The organism is Vibrio sp. TAP-3B, assembly GCF_057784735.1.
Genome location: NZ_CM173496.1, coordinates 1,011,527 through 1,030,737 on the forward strand (window position 1 = coordinate 1,011,527; position 19,211 = coordinate 1,030,737).

The window sequence follows — 19,211 nt, forward strand, 5'->3', positions numbered from 1 at the left end:
TGACTTTTAAGTCGTGCTCTTTATCGTTAAGGAGAGGGTCATTCGACCAAGCGTGTTTGACGTCTGTGTCGCCATTGCTTCCAAGGCAATGAAAGCAGAGCAAAAATACCCAGCGCGTAAAGCATTGACCAGCCCAAGCAAATAAAAACCCCCGTACAAAGTAAAAGAGAAAGCCCCGCGAGTGCTTTGCCAAACCCTTGTAGCAATCTAAAAGCCGATAACATAGCGAGTAAATAAACCAATACAAATACGCTATTCGCAAGTTTGAGGAAAAACTCTAAATCGAGCTGTGAAAGTGTCCCCATAATGCAAGAAATTAACAATATACCACCGACCAGTAAGGTGGCAGAAAAAGGTACACCACGGCGTGAAATTCTCGCTAAGGTACTCGTAGGACGGTGCTCGCGGGCTTGCGCCCAAACCATTCTAGCCAAACTTTGTGTGTACAAGTTAACGCTAGCGAAACAAGCCGAGAAACCGATAATACTGATGACCCACTTCGCTTCATGACCTAACAAATGCGCACTAAGCCAAGGAATAGAGGCGTTATCAAATTGTGGGCTACCATACGCCCCAAACTTTAAAATGACCACGGAACAGGCCCAATAGGTAGCGCCAGCAATAAAGCAACCGACAACAATAGCAATAGGAAAGTCTCTTTGTGGATTTTTAAATTCCTCTCCCATGTGAGCAAAGGCCTCAATACCGACAAAACACCAAAACATCACCCCAAGAGCTGCGGTAATCGGCCAAATCGACGCTTTTGTGAGAACTGGCATCACGAGATCGGCGCTATTGATTTCACCTTTCCATATAAAGGCCACCATTAACGCGAAGACGCTCAGAGCAATGATAGTTTGTAAGTGGCCTGATGATTTAGTGCCCATTAAGTTAACGAACACAAGCAGTAAAACGGTAAGAACTTGAGCAAATAAATTATTGCTAATGGGGGCGGGCAGTATTTGCTGTAGGAAGCCTGCTGCTAAAGCAATAGCGGCAGGTATTCCCACGGGGATGACACTAACGAAGAGCCAAGCTACGCTACTTTCCAATTTAGCATTAAACGCTTTACGAACAAAAAATGCCGTTCCGCCAGCGTTTGGGTATCGCTTACCTAATTGAGCAAACGTAAGTGCAATTGGGCAGATGGCGATAAACAATAATATCCACGCCCAGAGTGAAAAATGACCTGCTATACCAGCGGCGATGGCTGGAATCATGAACAGGCCTGTTCCCATTAAAGTCGTGGACAATTGCGCTATGCCAGATATGAGTGAAATGTCTTTTTTGAGCTGTTCCATGCTTATTTCTAGAAATCCAATAATAAGAGCGCTGTTTTATTGCAGCGTTTCGTTGCTAATACATACACATAACTTCGCCTATTTGGGCAGGCTTTGAAACCGAGTTTGACATCAAAATACGAGTCATCGTTTTCACATTCAAAATGTTATTGTTCGGTTACATGAACTTGCCACATTGCTTTGGGGGTCAGTATGTCGAAGTCTTTCGCTGTAAGCATATCTAAGTTCTGAAAAACAAAATGATTTACTAAGCCGTCGATATGACGGTTGTTTTACATGTTTCCAACAAAATGTTGGTTTCTTATGCAGTTAGAATAGGTATAGAATGAAATAAAAGAAGGAAATGCGGTAAACTTATGGACAAGTTTGATCACAAGATCATTGATCTCCTCCGGCACAACGCTCGGCTATCGGTTACTGAAATCGCTGATAAAGTGAATTTATCGCGCTCTGCTGTGACTGCGCGTATTCGCAAGCTAGAAAATGACAAAGTTATCTTAGGTTATCACGCTGAAATTGCGTCTACCGGTGGGGACTCCATTTGTGCCTATTTTGCGTTAAAGTTTGATAAATCGACGTCAACTTATTATTGCGAATCATATGCTGACGAATTATATAAAATTGATGGCGTAAAATGGTGTCATGCTATCAGTGGTGAGACCGATATGATGGTGTTTGTCGAGGTCCCAAACATGAATCGCTTAAATGAAATTAGAGACCAGATTCAACGGTATCCCGAGCTTCGACATCTGATGACTCATACCGTTTTGGCTGAATTCTTTAATACGACTGGAAACCAGTTCGTTAAGTGAGCGCAAGTGATCAGTTTTTCATCCTGAACTTTCTAGAACGAGTATGCTAAATAACATTAACTTGAATCTGCTCAGGTCGTTACATGTCCTCTTGGAAGAGTGCCATGTAAGTCGAACGGCTGAACGATTACACATCACCCAGTCTGCCGTCAGTCGTCAGCTCGCACAATTGCGAGAGCTCTGCGGTGACCCACTACTTATTCGTCAAGGTAATCAACTGATCCCAACACCGCGAGCATTAATGCTAAAGAGTAAGTTGGATGCGTTATTAGCAGAGTTCGATCATTTGTTGAATGACAAGCCTTTTGACCCGCAAGATTGGCAAGGTGAGTTGGTTATTGCGTCCAGTGATTACGTGGCACAATATGTTTTGCCTGATATCGCATCTCATCTGAGTGAGCGGGCTCCCCAACTGGATTTGGCGTATCGGCTTTGGCAGTTAGAGTTTATTGATAAGCTGCATGACTTGGGCATACACCTTGCGTGTTCTATGTATCCAACCAAGCCAGAGGGGGTATCTAGCATTAACATTGGCTCTGATAAGTCCGTGTGTGTGATGAAAGCGTCACACCCTCTTGCTGAGTATTCCTCTATTAGCGCAGAACAGCTTATTAGTTATTCTCATATCAAAGTGACGGGCGGAGGGGATAAAGATTCCAGCACTGATCTTGCTTTGAAAGATTTGGACTTAGCGCGTCATATTACTTTTAAAGTGCCTTTTTTTTCTGCTGCGGTTAATCGCTTAGTATCAAGTGAACACCTTATGGTCGTTCCTGAGCATATTGCGAATAATTTAGCCAAGCACTGGCCTTTGGTTAACAAGCCTTTACCTCTCGATACATCAATCCATGAATATTGGCTGATGTGGCATCCTAAATACGATAATGATCCTGCCCATCGCTGGGTACGAGAGCAAATGCGTGCGGTGATGCAAGTTTCGGAATATTCTATCCACTAGATTATGATTTTAACTCATAACGTTGATGAAGAACTTTGATTTCTAATTATATCCCTTTCCTTGATAGATTAAGCCCAAATGAAGCGAGGTTATTTATGACATTAACAGTTTGGTTATCCCTTTTTACCGTGTGTCTATTAGGGGCTATGTCTCCGGGGCCCAGCTTAGCGGTTGTGGCGAAACATGCTCTGGCTGGTGGACGTATTAACGGATTGGCAACGGCTTGGGCACATGCTTTTGGGATCGGAATTTATGCGTTTATTACTTTGATTGGTCTGGCGGTGGTTTTACAGCAAAGCCCGATATTGTTTAAGACGATCAGTTTGGCTGGTGCCGCGTATCTCGCATACTTGGGTTTTAATGCGCTCCGTTCAAAGGGGGGCGTAGCCGCGAAGTTGGGGGCTGCTGAAGAAACGACGGCGTTTCAATCTGCACGAGAAGGCTTTTTTATCTCTATCTTGAGTCCTAAAATCGCGCTTTTTTTTATTGCATTATTTAGTCAGTTTGTCGCCTTAGGTAACGACTTAAGCAACCAAATGATAATCGTTACCACGCCATTTTTGGTTGATGGTTTATGGTATACGTTTATCACCTTAGTATTATCGAGCTCTAAAGTGGTGGAGCGTATTCGATCTAAGGCGGTATTCATCGATCGTTTGTCTGGAGTCGTGCTTATGCTCCTAGCATTACGAGTCGTGGTCACGATATAAGATAACGTTGTACCACTAATCCTACCAGTCGGTTAGGTTTGGCTCGATGGTGTCTTGAGCAATAAAAAGGAGTGAACTTAGGCGCTCACTCCTTACGTGTGTCCCACTCTATATGGCTGCGTTGTCCTCGATATTCACTTTGAACAATACCGCATAAAAGAGCGGTATCACCACTAAAGTTAGGATGGTCGCAAACAACAGACCAAACATAATGGTGACTGCCATACTCTTAAAGAACGGGTCTATAAGTAGCGGGGCGACACCTAAAATGGTGGTCAAAGCCCCGAGAAGGACAGGTTTTGCACGGCTTAACGAAGCCTCGATAATCGCAAAATAAGGTGTTGTCCCGTCTCGTATTTCAGCATCTGCTTGGTCTACTAACACAATGGCGTTTTTCACCATCATACCAATCAAGCTTAAGAAACCGAGAATTGCCATGAACTCGAACGGAGTTTGGAACACTATCAAGCCAATTGTGACACCAATTACCGCTAGCGGGGCTGTCATCCAGATGACCAGAGGTTGACGCAAAGCGTTGAACATAAACACAACCGCCAAGATCATCGCAGCAAAACCGTATGGCGCTGAAATGGCGAGGCCTTCATTTGCGTCTTTCGACGCTTTATATTCACCATACCAAATCAACTCATAGCCAGCGGGCAGTTCAATTTCTTCGATTTTATTGCGAACTTGATTAAAAGCGTCTGCCGTCATGACTCCTGGCGCTGGGTCTGCCTGAACCAAGATTGTCGGCATACGATTGATGCGGCGTAACATCGCATCTTGGTAAACGACACCGACAGAATTGACGAGCTGACTGACAGGAATGAAACTCTCTGCTTGTGCGCTGTAAACTTCGGTGTTTTCAATCGCTCTTTCATGGTTGCGCTCACTTTCTGGTGCGCGTACCACAAGAGGGATTAAGTCGTTACCTTCACGGAATACTCCCACATTTCGACCAGACAACGTCTGCTCGATGGCGGCGTTGATCTCTTGTGTCGTCAAGCCGTAGCGCTGCGCTTCTTGCGCCGAGTAGATTGGCTTTAATACGGGGACTTGTTGGCGCCAGTCATCTTGAACCGCAATCAAGTTAGCGTCGTTAAGCATGATCGCTTTTGCTTGCTCTGCTAACTGACGCAGAACTTTGCTGTTTGGGCCTTTGAAGCCGGCTTCAATTTTTTTACCGCCACCACGACCAAGCATAAATTTCCACACTTTGATCGATGCATCAGGGTACTTGGTATCGAGTTCAGACTGGAGCTCGCCAATGAGTGGGGCTATTTTGGTGTAATCATCGATATCGATCAGTAATTGGCCGTAGCTTGGGTTTCTTGCTTCTGGAGAGTAAGTCAACATAAAGCGCAGACCGCCGCCACCAATAAAACTGGTGATGTTGGTGATGCCGTCTTTTTGTTTTACGTCTTGTTCAATATTCGCCACGAGCTTTTCAGTTCGACTGATATCTGAGCCCTGTGGTAGGTAAACATCGACAACAAACTGGGGACGTTGCGACTCAGGCATGAAGCCCGGTGGAATATACTGTGTTCCCCAAAGCGCCGCAAACAGTGCGCCGATCACAACCATACAACTGACCAGTCGGTGATGCAGCACCCATTGTAATACCCTGCGGTAAGCTTCGACCATTTTGGAAGGACGAGGTGTGCCTTGTTCTGCTTTCACTTTTAAGAAGTCGTGGCAAAGCATTGGCGTGATCGTAACAGCAAATACCCAACTCAGCAGCATTGAATAAAGGATGACCCAAAATAGCGAGCCGGCGTATTCCCCCATGTCTGATGGTGACAAACCAATCGCACTGAAAGCAAAAATTCCCACGACAGTACCACCCAGTAGCGGCCATTTAGTGGAGTTGACGACGTCAGAAACAATCTGTTGTTTGTCGGCATTAGGTTCTTTTTTTAGGCGAACAAGCACGCCATCGGTCACCACAATCGCATTGTCTACCAACATGCCGAGCGCGATGATCAACGCACCGAGAGAAATACGTTGCATAGCAATGTTTTCTATCAACATTACGCAAAGAGTCCCCGCCACGGTGAGTAGCAAGACAAAGCCGATAATGACGCCAGAGCGCATCCCCATAAACAGCAGAAGCACCACAAAAACAATGGCGATGGCGGCAATTAAGTTGTCGATAAAGTTAGTAACGGAGTCTCGAACCGAATCTGATTGCATTGAGATGGAATGCAGCTCAATCCCGAGTGGGCGTTGATCTTCTAGCTCAGCAAGGCGAGTTTTGACTGCATCACCCATATCAACAACGTTACCGCCGGAGATATTGGAAATACCGAAGCCGATCGCATGTTGACCGTTGTAGCGCATTAACATGGACGGGGATGTTTGGTAGCCACGCGTAATTTCTGCCACGTCACCCAAAGCGACGACGGCGTTACCTTGTCCTACCGAAACTTGTAGGTTACGTAGATCGTCAAAGGTGGTCAGGGTTGAACGCGGAATGACAGGAATGTTCATGACGCCGTTCTCTAGATTACCAGCAACAGTGACAACACTTTGCTTTTTAAGTACTTGAAGAACGTTGTTGACTGAAACACCGAACTCCGTCAGGCGGGCACTAGAGATTTCAATAAAAATGGTCTCTTGCTGTTCTGCCAGCGTAGCGGCCTTTGCAACCCCAGGCACCAGCACAAGCTCTCTTCGCAACGAATCGACATAATCTTGTAACTGTTTATTGGTAAAGCCTTCACCTGTTACCGCAAAAAACAAAGCATATACATCAGAAAAGTCATCATTAACGAGCGATGGGCCTGCTCCTGGTGGCAACTGACGCTGTACATCAGTGACTTTGCGCCGCAGTTTGTCCCAAATTTGTTGCAGTTGAGCCTCTGTTTTGGAGAACTCGAGCTTAATCTCTACCGTGACTTCTGAACGACCTTGCAAAGAAACCGAGGTGACCTCTTCTAGCTCTTGCAAAGATTGAACGGCCCCTTCAATGACATCGGTGACTTCGTCCGCGACTTCTTGGGTTGTGGCACCCGCATAGGGAGTAATGATCACCGCTTTACGAATGACAAATTCTGGGTCTTCGAAACGTCCTAGTTTTAAGTAGCTGATATAGCCACCAATTAAGATCAGTGCGATCAGCACCCAAACACTGGTGCGTTTGGCGATGGTGTAACGTGCAATATCCATCCTTACGCTCCATTTTCTTCAGAGTAAGGGCGCACTTCCATGCCTTCTTTGGCTGATAAAACGCCGGCAATAATAACTTTTTCGCCTTGTTCTAGGTTGTTTTTAATCACAATGCGATCTTTATAAACGGTGCCCACTTCCACGTATCGTTTTTCTACTTTGTTACCGCTGTTTACCACCCAGACAAACTGTTTACCTTGATTATCAGGCACGATTGCGGTGAGTGGGAGCGTAATCAAATTTTGGTTGGTATTATGATCGTCTTTCGCTGGGAACACTCGCACCGACATTCCGGGCAAAACTCGATAACCCTTTAAATCATCAAAACCAAGTACCACAGAATAAGTTTGAGAATCGGTATTCGCTTGCGTTGAATAGGTGCGCAGAGCGAGATCAAATTGTTGATCTTGAATGGCGGGTAACTCTGCAATTGCTTTGGTATTTCTCACGCCTGATAACATGACCTTGTCTGGAATATCAATCACAACTTCAAGATCGGTCACGTCTTGCAGCGTCAATAATGGTTGGTTCGCTTGGATCTGACCATAGTTTTCAATTTTTTTGTCGCCAATCACACCATCAAACGGCGCAAATAATTGCGTGTATTCAACCTTACGCTTCGCGTCTTCTACTCGGTTTTTCGCTAAATTGTAGCGGGTAGTCATAGCGTCAAGCTCAGACTTAGAGATCGCTTGGGTTTTATCAAAAATGGCTTTTGAACGTTGGTATTCTTGCTCCGTATTTTGTAATTCTAGCTGAGCAGAGGCGAGGGTATTTCTGGCATCTCTGTCATCAAGCGTTGCAAGCAATTGGCCTTTTTTGACGCTATCGCCTTCATCGACCTTAATTTCTGTCAATAGGCCGCCAATTCGGAATGCGAGATCAGCTCGTTGAGAGGCTCTCACCACACCATTAAATACGAGATCAGAAGCTCGTTGCGGTGAGACCACTTCAATTAAAGCGGGCTGGATAACCGGCGTGTCGGTCTGAGTATTCGTTTGTTCGCCACAACCAACAAGCAGAAAAGTTGAAGCTAACAGACCAGTAAGCACGATGCGCTTAATATGAGCTAGCTTTTCTAGGTGGAAAATCATCATTGAGTTCCTTGAATAGTTGGAGTGTAAAAATCAACATTCATAGCATTGACCTAACAATCATAACGCTTTGAAGCGATTAAGCTTTTATATGAAATGCAGCCTATGGTTAGGGATGAAGAGTTACGAATGTTTATCTGTCGTTACTTTGACCAGAGCATATTACTAGTAAATCCCAAAAAGTAAACTTCAAGTATACTTTTTGTTTGGTGACGATATACTACGTTCTCTTAGGCAAAAGATGGTTGGGGTTAGTGCGATGAAACTTTCAGAGAAAAAGCGTTTAGCGTTAATTGAAGCTGCGCAGCGAGAGTTTATTGAGTTTGGTTTTTCATCGGCAAACATGGATCGAATATGTGAACGAGCAGGAACATCAAAACGAACGTTGTATCGCCATTTCGAAAGCAAAGATTTGCTGTTTCTAGAGTCGATTAAAGTGGTATTACAACTGCAAAACGCTCGTTTAAAACTTGAGTATTCGCCAAATATTGAGGTGGCGACTCAGTTGCGTGACTATCTACACGTAAAATTGAACTCTATTTATGAAGATTTCGGGTTGCCTTTAGCCAGAATGGTGATCAGCGAATTTATTCGTATACCAGAACTCGCTGAAATGTATATGCATCAACTGCATAGCCAAGATGAATTACTTAAGGCGTGGTTTGAGAGAGCAATCGCGGATGGCAAGCTGAAGCCTTTTGATCCTTTGTTGATGAGTAATATGTTGATGCATTTATTGAAAGGCCAGTTTTTGTGGCCCCAACTCGTTGCCAACCAGAATGTGCCTAATTTTCAGCAAAGAGAAAAAATGATAGAAGAGATTCTTACCTTGTTTCTGGACGGATATAAAACCTAATCGTCGATGGAATGGAACGTGAAGATATTCTTGCGACACGCGGCCACCTCTGGTGCGCAAAGAAAAAGCGGAATAACGAAACGTAACAACGAATTTTTCACCCTAAACGTGATCCACATACCAACTCTGCCTTCTTAACCAATGGTTACTCAATCGAGTTGTTGAACCATTTTTCGCCAATGTATTTGAGTAAGGGCGTATACGATAATTTCTTTTTGAAAATAAATATTATTAATAAATCGATATAAAACAGACGGTTAGTTTTATTTTATGAATAGCTTATCGTTCATTAAGCGTCGCTTAGTCAGGAAGGGAACGCCCTTCGTTTCCTTCATGGAGGAGAAGCTACGCCTTGATTTTCAGCCTTAAGTTAGGCGTAAAAAGGGGGAGGGCGTAATTCGAATAGCACTTATAATTTTGACTATTGAATCCACTTACAATCACGAACAACCAAACAACGAACAGTCATTGAGTGGAAGCGAGTAGGAGAAAAATATGAGTGGCTTACAGGAAACACAATCAGCAGGAGCCAATGTTATCCTGCATGCATTTGATTGGAAGTATGCTGAGATTGCCCAACGTGCACAAGAGATTCACGAGTTAGGTTATGGGTCAGTGTTAGTCTCTCCGTCGATGAAAAGCGCCCAGGATGATCGCTGGTGGCAACGCTATCAACCCCAAGATTATCGTGTTATCGAGAATGCGCTTGGTGACACTAACGATTTTATCCATATGGTTCGCGAACTAGAACGCGTTGGTGTTCTTGTGTATGTCGATGTTGTGTTTAACCACATGGCGAACGAAGCTCACCTTCGGCAAGATCTGAAATACCCACGCCAAGAAGTGCTGGAAGAATATCAACAAAATACAGCGAAATACCAATCACTGAAACTGTTTGGGGATTTGTCTGAACCGCTGTTTGAGCAAGAAGATTTTGTCAAAGCGTTTGGCATTAGAGATTGGAAAGACAAGTGGCAGGTTCAAAATGGCCGTATTACCGGGGGGCCAGCGGACCCGGGCTTACCGACCTTGCGGGTGTGCGAGCATGTGGTTGAGCAACAGCGCGCCTATTTGCTAGCGTTAAAAGCGATAGGCGTAAAAGGCTTTCGTATTGATGCGGCGAAACACATGACGCTAGAACACTTGAAACGAGTGTGGAGTGAAGATATCACTCAGGATGTCCATATATTCGGTGAAATCATTACCGATGGTGGGGCGACCAAAGAAGAGTACAGACTGTTTCTTGAGCCTTATTTGCAGGAAACCCGTTTGGGCGCGTATGACTTTCCGTTGTTTTCGACCATTTTTAAAGCGTTCTCAAAAAAGGGCAGTTTTAAATCATTAATTGACCCTTATTGTTTTGGGCATGCTCTGTCTCCAGGTCGTGCGATAACGTTTGTGGTGACGCACGATATTCCGAACAACGACGTTTTCCTTGAATTGGTCATGGAGGAAGAGAATGAATGGCTAGCTTATGCGTACATTTTAGGGCGTGACGGTGGCGTACCTTTGATTTATACCGACCACGATACCAGTGGTATTAAGGGGAAAGATGGCAAGCCAAGATGGCAACAGGCTTGGAATGATCCCCGCATGGCTAAGATGATAGCGTTTCATAATTTAGTGCATGGTCAGCCAATGGTGATCTTAGAAGGTAATGACGACATGTTGGTGATCAAGCGTGGTGATAAAGGCATAGTGGTGCTGAATAAGTCTGTGCGTGAGCAATCTTTATCACTCAAGACGAATTCGGACTGGGCCGATATCGTGTCAGGCTTCGTCTTTCTTGCTGGTAAAGAACTTAACGTTCCCCCGAAATCTGCGATGTTGTTGGTCGCTAAATAGCAATAAAAACGAGCTCAGCGGAGCTCGTTTTATGTCTCAATAAACTTAACGGTCGCTTTTGATTGTGAACAAATACATGTCGGTATGCGAGCGTTACAAGCAGGCATCGACGCAGCATTCTGCCTTTAGAAAACCAATGACATCATCTAAACACTCGTACTCTGCAACACAGAAAAGTATTCGACCTTCGCGGCGTTGAGTGAGAAGCCCTGCAGAGGCTAAGCTTGAGATATGATGGGAAAGTGTTGAGGCAGGAATGCCAAGCTTCTCTTGTACACCGCTTACCGCGATGCCTTTATAACCGGCTTTCACGACTTCTTTATAAATGCTTAAACGGGTAGGGTGACCCAGCTTTTTTAGTGCTTTAGCAACCGCTTCAAGCTCCATACAAACCTCTAAAAAATGACCGACAGTTATGTTGTTTCGATAATAGGGAAACTCTTGGTAAATGCCAACTCTTCTAGGTCATGAGCATTTTAATTCAGACGAGACGTCGTCGCACAGAATGGAGAAGTTATGGCTTCTAATGAGGCAGATCAATCTTCATTATTATTTCATCCCACGTTCCCACTCACTCGTCTATACTCATTGGTGTAGTTGTCACTCGGCACACAAAGGAGGCAGCCATGATTGCAGTTCATAGAGACTATCGTTTATCGAACCGTTCAGGTTTACATGCCCACGTTGAAGTGAATCCAGTCGGGAAATTAGAGGTTGAGATTGTTGAGCTTCAAGAGCGTCACACAACAGAATTTGATAATTTATCTTTTGAAAGCTGTGGGTGTGAAACACGAATCTGTGGTCAAGACGAGACAACTCCGTGGCAGGTCAATCTTGCGGTTACAGATGCGTTAGAGCTTTCTCATTTAGTTGAAGAAGCGAACGAAGAGTATGAGATTTTAATGAATGATCTAATGTGATCTTGATAGAAGGTCACTCTTTATCCAACACGGCGTTTGGCTCTACACTGAAAAGAAAAACCTCTCTAAACAGAGAGGTTTTTTTGATTATTGAGCCGCTTTAATTAGGTAAGTTCTTCCCTTGTCGGTGTTAAGTCTTGCACGCTGTCACCGTCAAAGTTTTCAGCATAATCTTTTGGTGGCGGTGTCCAACCGCGTTCGGAACGCGACAGTTTATCGTGGCGATCCTTTTGCATTTCTTCTGCCATTTTTCCTTCTAGTTGGATAAAAAGTTGGCGGAAATTATTGTCGTAGCGTTCGCTCCCGGAGTCCTCTTGCCAAGCTTTGTAGAGTAATTCAGACTTGCGAGCTTCGACGCGTTTGTATGTGGCCTTTTGTTGCTCGACAAAAAATGGATGAATACCCAGCGCTTTCATCGTATGTCCTCCCATTTCCAATGCAGAATGGTAGGTTTCTGACTCAATGATATCTGCGCCAGCTTGCCGCAACAGATAGCCATGACCGCGGTCAAAAGCACGCGCAATGACAGTGACTTTCGGATAAGTATGTTTTACGTACTTGACCAGCTCAACGCTGGATTCTTGATTGTCAATCGCGACGACAAGTGCCGCTGCATGTTCAATGCCGGCCGTGTGTAGCATGTCTGGTCGAGTCGCATCGCCAAAATAAGCACGTGTGCCAATCTGACGCATGTTATCAACTTGGTTTGCTTGGTGATCAAGCACGACTGTAGTGACACCATTTGAAATCAATAGCCGATTAACTATCTGACCAAACCGGCCTATTCCAGCAATGATTACGGTGCCTTTTTCTTCAATTGAGTCACTTTCTCGCTCATTAGATTGATTTTCAAAGCGTGGCAATATCACTCTATCAAATACAATAAATAGCCCCGGAGTTAGGAACATGGAGATAGCCACGACAAGCGACAATGTTTGCGACAGTTCGAACGGAATAACGTGATTTTGAACAGAGAAGCTGAGCAATACAAAACCGAACTCACCCGCTTGAGCCAAGCTCAGTGTGAACAACCAACGGTTACTGCCTTTCACTCGGAAGATAAAGGCCAATGCAAACAGCACGAGAGCTTTTAATAGCATTACTCCAATGGTTAGCACCATAATGAGCCAGAACTCACCAAACAAGACCGAGAAGTTGATCCCGGCACCGACGGTGATAAAAAACAAACCAAGCAGCAAGCCTTTAAAGGGTTCGATGTTCGATTCTAACTCATGGCGAAACTCACTGTTCGCCAATACGACGCCAGCAAGGAATGTCCCAAGCGCTGGAGATAAGCCAACTAGGCTCATTAATGCTGCGATACCGATCACCAGCATGAGCGCTGTCGCTGTAAAAATCTCACGCAAACCAGAGCTCGCCACATAGTTGAGTAAAGGTCGACTCAAGAAGTGGCCACCCACGACGACAATAGCAATCGATGCGGTAATGACGATTCCGTAAGCCCAACCGGGTAACTCTGTGACAAGGCTCAGCTCCTCATGATGTGTAGCTGCAGTTTGCGCGGCCGATTGCGCTTGCTCGACTAATTCAGGCAGTGCTAATAGAGGGATGAACGCCAACATCGGTATGACAGCAATATCTTGGAAAAGCAAAACGGAGAACGCATTTTGTCCGCCTTCTGTTCTTGTTAAGCCTTTTTCGCTAAAGGTTTGCAGGACAATTGCCGTTGAGGAGAGCGCAAAAATAAGACCGATGGCTAAGGCGATCGTCCAAGGTTGGTCGAAATATAATGCAATCCCCATGATCGCGGCAATTGTCCCGCCGACTTGAAGACCGCCTAGACCCATTAGACGGTTTCGCATTGACCACAGCATTTTAGGCTCGAGCTCCAAGCCCACGAGAAACAGCATCATCACAACACCAAACTCAGCGAAGTGCTGAATGGTTGTTGTCTCTTCACCGACTAAACCTATGATTGGCCCAATCACCACCCCAGCGATAAGGTAGCCTAATACAGAACCAAGGCCAAAACGCTTGGCGAGCGGTACGGCAATAACGGCTGCAACTAGATAGACGAAGGCTTGTAAGAATATCCCAGTCATGAAGCCACCTTAATCAGTGTCGAAAGTGCGCTATTCAGTTTGATCAATGAGGCGGCGGCTTTAATATCCAATTTATCTTCAACTAAGGCGGTTAATAGGTTCTTGTAGCGCTCGACGTGACGCGGAATCCGTCCCTCTTCTTCAGCTGTTCGTGCGCCAAATATCGCGAGAGGAGCGATGTAGTGCATGCCAGTTAATGCTGACATCTGTTCAATCGGTGCTAAAAGTTCTCGAATCGTAAAGTGGTTATAGCCTTCAGCTTTGTAGGCTTCCTCTTTACCGCCTGCCGAAAGCACACAAAGCATCGTCTTACCTTGCAGCTCTGTACCATCAGGGCCATATGCAAAACCATATTCCAACACGAGATCTTGCCACTCTTTTAAAATTGCCGGAGTTGAATACCAATACAGTGGGAACTGAAAGACCACCACATCGTGTTCGCGCAAGCGTTGTTGTTCACGATCAATATTAATATCGAAACGCGGGTATTCACCATAGAGGTCAACACATGTCACGCCTTCAATTTTTTGAGCTTCTTTAAAAAGTGGCACATTCACTTCTGAACGATGCTGGGAGGGATGAGCAAAGAGAATCAGTACTTTTTTGTTTATCATAAGGAGCCTTGCTATCAGCATAACCATGTCTGGAGGGGCTGGCTGGGGGAGTAACAAAATGTAACTCATAAACCATCACCAAGCGAGCTTAGAAAAGAGCGAACACTATTTGAATAAAAACCACCAAGCAGTCTGGTGGTTTTTGGGAGTGTTCGATTTAATAGGATTTAATCGTAAATCGGCACGACGAGGATATCCACTGGTGACTTATTGATGAGGTGTCTTGAGTAGGAAATGATTTTGCTCCAGAAATCATGATGATGACCACAAATCAGTAGGTCGACTCCTTGCTCTTTGATCGTGACTTCGAGTTTGTCTGCCAAATCCCCCGTACCCACAAAGAAATGCTTGATCGGGTAGTCCATGTAATCGATGAATGTGCGTAAGCACTCCATGGAGTGTTCATTTAGGGGCTTTTGATCTGGATGCTCTTTTATATCAACGAGCTCACGATAGATTTCTCCATGAGTCCCATCAATATGGATGAATGAAATATCGGAGTCGAGATAGTTTGCCATGGCTACGGCTCTGTCGATAAGCACAGTACTCTCATCGGACAGCTCCAGTGCGACAAGGATATGTTTGTATTTCATTACCACGCCCTTATGTGGGTTATATTTATTCTAAGCATAGTATGAGTTGGGCAAATTTTGTGTTGATAAGATCGCGAAATTTGAATTTAAATATGTAAACTTTGATAAGGTTTAAGGAATTAAACCTTATTCGCTTATTTTGGGTGATCCTGTTCAAGTTTTGTTCGTTATTTATCACTAAATTTTTATTATTATTGATGTTTTTAATGCGCTTGACGGTTTACACAAGTTTACTGCATCTTGCTGAAATTCTACCAAAGGAGTAGTTTCCAGTTATTGAGTTCAAAAATGTAAACCCAAATCATGAGTGTAAAACAAGTTCGCTTCACCGATGAAGACAGAGAGTGTTTAAGCAATTACTTCCGCTTAGCAGAGACCATTGCCGATTTGATAGGTCCTTACTGTGAAGTGGTCATCCATTCATTTGAAAGCTTAGAAAACTCAGTCGTGAAGATCGTCAATGGACATCACACTGGTCGTGAAATCGGTTCACCCATCACCGATTTAGGTTTACGCATGTGGAGTGCTTTCGAAAAAACAGGCGAAGTGTCTCCGAAGAGCTATTTCACCAACGCGGCAGACGGTTCTCTACTGAAGTCGACTACCTGTGTGTTGGCTGGTCCACAGCAAAAACCAATCGGAATGCTGTGTATTAACATGAATTTGTCATTTCCATTCCCAGAAATCGTCAAGACACTCATGCCTCAGTGCAATGTGCCTCAAACTATTGTGAGCGAGACATTCAGCAAGAATGCGAACGACGTGATTCAGCAAGCATTGAGTTCAGCGACGACTGAGGTTGATCAAGACGAGTCTATTTCTCCCAAAGGTCGCAATAAAGCCATTATTCGTTGTTTATTTGATAACGGAGTATTCGAGCTAAAAGAGACGACGACACAAGTATCAGAGCAACTTGGGATCAGCCGTCAGGCGGTTTACAAGTTTATCCGTGAATTTAAATCAGAATAAAACCAATAATTTAGGAGTTACATCGTGAAACAGATCATTGTCACAGAACAAGCACCTGCCGCTATCGGCCCTTACTCACAAGGTACGGCTTACGGCGAAATGATTTACACCTCAGGTCAGTTACCTCTCGTGCCTGAAACCATGCAATTTGTAGAAGGTGGTATCAAGGAGCAGGCACGTCAGTCTCTCGAAAATTTAAAAGCCGTGTTAGAAGCCAGCAATGCAGGACTAGACACGGTACTTAAGACAACGTGCTTTTTATCTGACATGGAAAACTTCGTCGCCTTTAACGAAGTGTATACCGAGGTGTTTGGTACCGAGAACGCACCTGCTCGCTCTTGTGTTGAAGCAGCACGACTACCAAAAGACGCACTGGTTGAAGTTGAAGCCGTCGCATACAAAAAATAACCGATTTAGGTATTAATGGGTATCATAGGAGATTCTCATGAGCGTTTCATTTATTGGATTAAGCATACTGTTCTTTGGGTTCTACGCATTACTGTCGAATTTCAAAAAACAAAAGAAAAGCTTTAACTTCCGCGTACTGAGTGCGCTTGCTGCTGGCTTATTGTTCGGTGGCGCAATTCAACTGGTTTTCGGGGTCGGTAACGTAGCAACCTCAGGTTTTGCTGAACTGATTTCTGTGTTCGGCAAAGGCTACATCAAACTTCTTCAAATGATCGTTATCCCGCTCGTGTTCGTGGCGATGATCTCTTCGATCATGAACGTTGAAGGCGGCGGCGCGCTATCTCGCATCGCACCAAAAATCATCGGTATTCTACTTTTCACTTGTGCAATCTCAGCAGCGGTTGGTATCGCAAGTATTTACCTCTTTGGTATTGATGCAAACGCACTAGTGAGCACAATCGGCACAAACAGTGCAATTGAAGCTCGTGGTGATTCACTGGTAGCAACACAAGGTGCTATGGCAAGTAGTGGCCTGTCTGGGATGGCTTTATCTATCATTCCAACTAACATTTTCGACATGCTCACGGGTTCTCAACGTACTTCTACGCTATCGACAGTACTGTTCGGGATGTTTCTGGGTTTCTGTATTCTGCAAGTGAAAAACCGTAAGCCTGAAAAAGTACAGAACTTTGTTGATTTCATTAATGCAGCGAAAGAAGTTGTACTTTCAATGGTACGTGAAATCCTGAAGCTAACGCCTTACGGTGTATTCGCGCTGATGACCACGTTCATGATGACGAACGATCTCTTTGCTCTAGCAGAAATGGGCCGTTTCTTACTCGCAAGCTACGTAGCCATCAGCGTTATGTTCGGCATCCACTTCGTCATGGTATCAATGTTCGGTCTTTCTCCTGCTAAATTCATGAAGAAAATCTGGCCAGTACTTGTGTTCGGTTTTGGTTCTCGCTCAAGCATGGCAGCTATCCCGCTCAACGTTGAAACACAAACTCAACGCTTAGGTGTCGATGAAGAAACTGCAAACATGTCAGCGACATTTGGCACCAGTATTGGTCAAAACGGCTGTGCGGGTATCTACCCAGCGATGCTTGCTATCATGGCGGCACAAGTGATGGGGATGCCTGTTGATTTAGGCTTCATCCTACAACTGATTGCCGTTATCGCAATTGCTTCATTCGGTATTGCAGGTGTCGGCGGCGGTGCAACGTTTGCAGCCGTAGCAGTACTGACCATCATGGGGCTAGACATCACAGTGGTAGCGATTCTTGTGTCTATTGAAGCACTGATCGACATGGCACGTACGGCACTAAACATTTCAGGCTCTATGTTGTCAGGTGTTCTAACGGCTAAGAAGAATGGCTCACTGGATACTGAGCAATATAACGCAGACGCGAGTGCAACCACAGCAAAAGAAGCCGCTGTGTAATTTTAAACTTCACTAAGGGCACTCAATTATGGGTGCTCTTCCGTTTTTCTTGAGTCCAGGTTATCTAGGTAGTAAATATGAAAGTTGTTGTCGTAGGCGGTAGTGCCGCTGGTATGAGTTTCGCAGCAAAATACAAACGTAATCAGCCAACCGATGAAGTGATTGTACTGGATAAGCGAGATTACATCTCGTTTGGGGCGTGTGGTTTACCATACTTTGCCGGAGGTATGTTTGATGATACTGAGCGCATGATTTCTCGTACGCCGGAACAAGCCATCAAATCTGGTTTAGATGTGCGTGTAGAAACGGAAATGGTGTCGTTTGATCGTATTGAAAAGCAAATTATTGTGCGCCATCAAGGCGAAGAAAGCGTCATTGATTACGATATGTTAGTCATCGCGACAGGTGCACGTCCAATCGTACCATCATTCGGTGAATTCAACCCAGAACACGTATATACACTGACAAGTATGGAAGATGGCCTAGCAGTCAAAGAAGCGCTTAAAGATAATACCAAACAACGCGTGTGTGTGATTGGTGCAGGATTCATAGGGCTTGAAGTATTCGACGCGGCACATGGTCTAGATAAGCATGTGACTATTATCGAACGCGAACAGCACATTATGAGCCGTCAGTTTAGCCCAGAGATCATTGAAGTGGTTGAAGGTGCGATTCGTGAATCAGGCGCAGAGCTCAAAACTGGTTGCGGCGTCTTGGCGATTCGCGATGCTGAGCAAGGCGGTTATATTGTAGAAACCGATAACGGTAATGTAGAAGCTGATATCGTGATCTTGTCACTCGGTTTCAGACCAAACACTGAAGCATTCGAATTACCAAAAGCAGCAAACGGCGCGTTGTTAGTGAATGAATTCGGTGCGACTGAAGACGCATATGTCCATGCGGTTGGTGATTGCGCAGTCGTCCACCATATAGCATTAGGTAAACCTGTTTATGTTCCATTAGCAACGACCGCGAACAAACAAGCTCGTATGATGGCAGATAAACTAGCGGGTAAAGACACCTACATGACCGGATTCCTTGGGTCATCTTGCCTGAAAGTTCTAGATTATGAACTGGCGTGTACAGGTGTGTCTGAATTACTCGCACAAGAACATGATTTGCCAGTAAAAGTATCGACCATTTCGGATAAGAACCAAACTGATTACTACCCAGGCCAAGAAGACATCAAGGTGAAACTGGTTTATCACCCAGAAACGAACGTTTTATTAGGTGGTGAGATCGTAGGTAAGAAAGGAGCAGTTGGTCGTATTAACGCACTGGCTGTCGCTATCACTGCGAAGATGACCACTCAACAGTTGGGCTACATGGACTTCTGCTACGCCCCACCGTTTGCCCGTACATGGGATGCATTAAACGTGGCTGGTAATGTTGCGAAGTAAGCAAGCTCATTCGTAAGTGATATGCCATACACAGCAGGCATTCAAGGATAAACAAA

The 19,211-nt window shown here is 44.7% G+C and carries 17 protein-coding genes; 10 read left to right on the forward strand and 7 right to left on the reverse strand.

Annotated elements, in window-relative coordinates; translation table 11 throughout:
* Positions 1 to 38: 38 nt before the first annotated feature.
* Entirely contained in the window at positions 39 to 1,301 is a 1,263-nt protein-coding gene (gene yjeH / locus AC3D28_RS19040; RefSeq protein ID WP_488536339.1) for an L-methionine/branched-chain amino acid transporter, read from the reverse strand.
* A gap of 356 nt (positions 1,302 to 1,657) precedes the next feature.
* On the opposite strand from yjeH, the gene AC3D28_RS19045 reads away from it, so the two are divergent.
* The 3 genes from AC3D28_RS19045 to AC3D28_RS19055 all read left to right on the forward strand — a co-directional run bounded on the left by AC3D28_RS19045 (position 1,658) and on the right by AC3D28_RS19055 (position 3,781).
* The gene (locus AC3D28_RS19045) at positions 1,658 to 2,113 is read left to right on the forward strand and encodes an Lrp/AsnC family transcriptional regulator (protein WP_488536340.1); all 456 of its coding nucleotides are present in this window, start codon (positions 1,658 to 1,660) and stop codon (positions 2,111 to 2,113) included.
* Positions 2,114 to 2,156: 43 nt separating this feature from the next.
* Positions 2,157 to 3,071, forward strand: a complete 915-nt coding sequence (locus AC3D28_RS19050; RefSeq protein WP_488536341.1) for a LysR family transcriptional regulator — start codon at positions 2,157 to 2,159, stop codon at positions 3,069 to 3,071.
* 95 nt (positions 3,072 to 3,166) lie between these two features.
* Complete coding sequence (locus AC3D28_RS19055; RefSeq protein ID WP_488536342.1) at positions 3,167 to 3,781, forward strand: LysE family translocator; 615 nt, start codon at positions 3,167 to 3,169, stop codon at positions 3,779 to 3,781.
* Between the two features lie 108 nt (positions 3,782 to 3,889).
* Here AC3D28_RS19055 and AC3D28_RS19060 read toward each other — a convergent pair whose 3' ends face one another.
* Together AC3D28_RS19060 and AC3D28_RS19065 are read right to left on the reverse strand one after the other, a co-directional pair.
* Positions 3,890 to 6,949 carry an efflux RND transporter permease subunit gene (locus tag AC3D28_RS19060; RefSeq protein WP_488536343.1) on the reverse strand — a complete coding sequence of 1,020 codons (3,060 nt, stop codon included), beginning with the start codon at positions 6,947 to 6,949 and terminating at the stop codon, positions 3,890 to 3,892.
* 2 nt (positions 6,950 to 6,951) lie between these two features.
* A complete protein-coding gene (locus AC3D28_RS19065; RefSeq protein ID WP_488536809.1) occupies positions 6,952 to 8,043 on the reverse strand; it encodes an efflux RND transporter periplasmic adaptor subunit in 1,092 nt (363 codons plus the stop codon).
* Positions 8,044 to 8,302: 259 nt separating this feature from the next.
* Here AC3D28_RS19065 and AC3D28_RS19070 point away from each other — a divergent pair, with 259 nt between their 5' ends.
* Entirely contained in the window at positions 8,303 to 8,899 is a 597-nt protein-coding gene (locus AC3D28_RS19070) for a TetR/AcrR family transcriptional regulator (protein ID WP_488536344.1), read from the forward strand.
* Between the two features lie 495 nt (positions 8,900 to 9,394).
* Positions 9,395 to 10,744, forward strand: a complete 1,350-nt coding sequence (locus AC3D28_RS19075; protein WP_488536345.1) for an alpha-amylase family protein — start codon at positions 9,395 to 9,397, stop codon at positions 10,742 to 10,744.
* A gap of 93 nt (positions 10,745 to 10,837) precedes the next feature.
* Here AC3D28_RS19075 and AC3D28_RS19080 read toward each other — a convergent pair whose 3' ends face one another.
* Positions 10,838 to 11,131, reverse strand: coding sequence for an ArsR/SmtB family transcription factor (locus AC3D28_RS19080; RefSeq protein WP_488536346.1), 294 nt, complete (start codon positions 11,129 to 11,131; stop codon positions 10,838 to 10,840).
* Positions 11,132 to 11,370: 239 nt separating this feature from the next.
* On the opposite strand from AC3D28_RS19080, the gene AC3D28_RS19085 reads away from it, so the two are divergent.
* Positions 11,371 to 11,664, forward strand: coding sequence for a hypothetical protein (locus AC3D28_RS19085; RefSeq protein ID WP_488536347.1), 294 nt, complete (start codon positions 11,371 to 11,373; stop codon positions 11,662 to 11,664).
* A gap of 104 nt (positions 11,665 to 11,768) precedes the next feature.
* Here AC3D28_RS19085 and AC3D28_RS19090 read toward each other — a convergent pair whose 3' ends face one another.
* From AC3D28_RS19090 to AC3D28_RS19100, 3 genes are all read right to left on the reverse strand, one after another.
* A complete protein-coding gene (locus tag AC3D28_RS19090; RefSeq protein WP_488536348.1) occupies positions 11,769 to 13,727 on the reverse strand; it encodes a monovalent cation:proton antiporter-2 (CPA2) family protein in 1,959 nt (652 codons plus the stop codon).
* Positions 13,724 to 14,341 (reverse strand): NAD(P)H-dependent oxidoreductase, encoded by a 618-nt coding sequence (locus AC3D28_RS19095; protein WP_488536349.1) that lies wholly within the window; start codon positions 14,339 to 14,341, stop codon positions 13,724 to 13,726. Before AC3D28_RS19095 ends, AC3D28_RS19090 begins: the two co-directional genes overlap by 4 nt.
* A 167-nt stretch (positions 14,342 to 14,508) precedes the next feature.
* The gene (locus tag AC3D28_RS19100; protein ID WP_098413757.1) at positions 14,509 to 14,934 is read right to left on the reverse strand and encodes a universal stress protein; all 426 of its coding nucleotides are present in this window, start codon (positions 14,932 to 14,934) and stop codon (positions 14,509 to 14,511) included.
* Positions 14,935 to 15,237: 303 nt separating this feature from the next.
* Here AC3D28_RS19100 and AC3D28_RS19105 point away from each other — a divergent pair, with 303 nt between their 5' ends.
* From AC3D28_RS19105 to AC3D28_RS19120, 4 genes are all read left to right on the forward strand, one after another.
* The gene (locus tag AC3D28_RS19105; protein ID WP_179885569.1) at positions 15,238 to 15,903 is read left to right on the forward strand and encodes a helix-turn-helix transcriptional regulator; all 666 of its coding nucleotides are present in this window, start codon (positions 15,238 to 15,240) and stop codon (positions 15,901 to 15,903) included.
* A gap of 24 nt (positions 15,904 to 15,927) precedes the next feature.
* Positions 15,928 to 16,311 (forward strand): RidA family protein, encoded by a 384-nt coding sequence (locus tag AC3D28_RS19110; protein WP_488536350.1) that lies wholly within the window; start codon positions 15,928 to 15,930, stop codon positions 16,309 to 16,311.
* A 37-nt stretch (positions 16,312 to 16,348) separates the two neighbouring features.
* Complete coding sequence (locus AC3D28_RS19115; RefSeq protein ID WP_098413761.1) at positions 16,349 to 17,755, forward strand: cation:dicarboxylate symporter family transporter; 1,407 nt, start codon at positions 16,349 to 16,351, stop codon at positions 17,753 to 17,755.
* A gap of 77 nt (positions 17,756 to 17,832) precedes the next feature.
* Positions 17,833 to 19,155 (forward strand): CoA-disulfide reductase, encoded by a 1,323-nt coding sequence (locus AC3D28_RS19120; RefSeq protein WP_098413762.1) that lies wholly within the window; start codon positions 17,833 to 17,835, stop codon positions 19,153 to 19,155.
* The last annotated feature ends 56 nt before the right edge of the window (positions 19,156 to 19,211 follow it).